The following is a 1101-nucleotide window of genomic DNA, read 5'->3' as shown; positions in this document are numbered from 1 at the left end:
GTCAGGAACGCATAGGGAAACTCGTCGGCGTCGAACTCGGACGCCGCGAGCGTCGATACCGCTTCTTCGATCTCTACCGCGTTCATCCCGCGCCCTTGAACTGAAATGCCGATTGGACCGCCCATACCCGATCGGCCTCCTATGTGGAATGGAGGAGACGATCGAAACACCTCTCTTTTGACGGTCGCAGCTATCCGATGGTTGTCAATGGGTTTCGAAGTCCATCATGCCGAGATGAGGCTGTGTAAGTTGATCTTCCTTTTGGGCGTGCTGATCGGCCCAGCGACATTGTCCACCGCGAGGATGGCCGTCGGATCGACCTTCGCGGGGAGATCGAAAGCCGAGCGGAACAGCGTCCCGTATCGCCCAGCCAGTCCGATCTCATTGGCATGGTGCGCCGTGATAGCCGCGAGGTCGTGCACGGCGAGATCGCACAGGCCGATTCTCGCCATCGTATCGGTGTTCGAGGCCGCGCGGTCGAACCAGGCAACCGTCGCGGCGCCGAATATCCTGCCCAAAATTTCGCGGACCTCTGGCAAATGTTGGCGGTCGCGTCGGTCCCAAAGCTGAAAAACCGTGTAGAGGAAATCCTTGCCGTCGATTGCGACTTCCTCCAATGGCAGATCGATAGTGATTACGACGGGTAAGCCCTCTTTTCGCGTCGCGTAGCGCGCCGCGTCGTCGAAATAGGCGCAGGCGTAGGTCATCGGCTCCTGAGGCAATGCACGAATCGTCTCACGCACCTTCGATGGCGCGGCAGCAATCTGCGGGGTCAGCCGTCGGACTTCCTCGGGACTGGATCGCGTGTTACCCCAGAACGCCTTCGTGGCGAGCAGCCCGGTCTCCCAGATTGCCGCCTTGTCTGCCGCCGCCGTTGCGGGATCGAGCGTAATGCCGCGATAGAACGTAGCCATGTCTTTTCCTGAAGTGATGCCGACGGCATGGTTGGCTGCCAAGCTCACCGATCCTCAAAGTCGCATATTCCCGACGAGGAAAGCCCGCAGTGAAGGATAACGCCTAGGATTAATGCCGTAACGAACGAACCAAAGATCGGCGAAAGACCCCTTCCTTTCGCGCGTTGTTTTGCCTGTGTCCATCATG

1 protein-coding gene and 1 pseudogene are annotated in these 1101 nt (G+C 59.0%); both read right to left on the bottom strand.

Translation table 11 applies throughout. The features are described 5' to 3' along the window. Window positions 1–86 (bottom strand): annotated as a pseudogene (locus tag A1351_RS26140) (DNA methylase); the annotation flags it as partial. A gap of 138 nt (window positions 87–224) precedes the next feature. Then, window positions 225–956, bottom strand: a complete 732-nt coding sequence (locus A1351_RS07320; protein WP_157096177.1) for a hypothetical protein — start codon at window positions 954–956, stop codon at window positions 225–227. Between the last annotated feature and the right edge of the window lie 145 nt (window positions 957–1101).

It is taken from the genome of Methylosinus sp. R-45379 (assembly GCF_001644125.1).
Classification (GTDB): domain Bacteria; phylum Pseudomonadota; class Alphaproteobacteria; order Rhizobiales; family Beijerinckiaceae; genus Methylosinus.
Note: the sequence above shows the minus strand (reverse complement) of the source record. Positions and strands in the feature narration are given on the sequence as shown.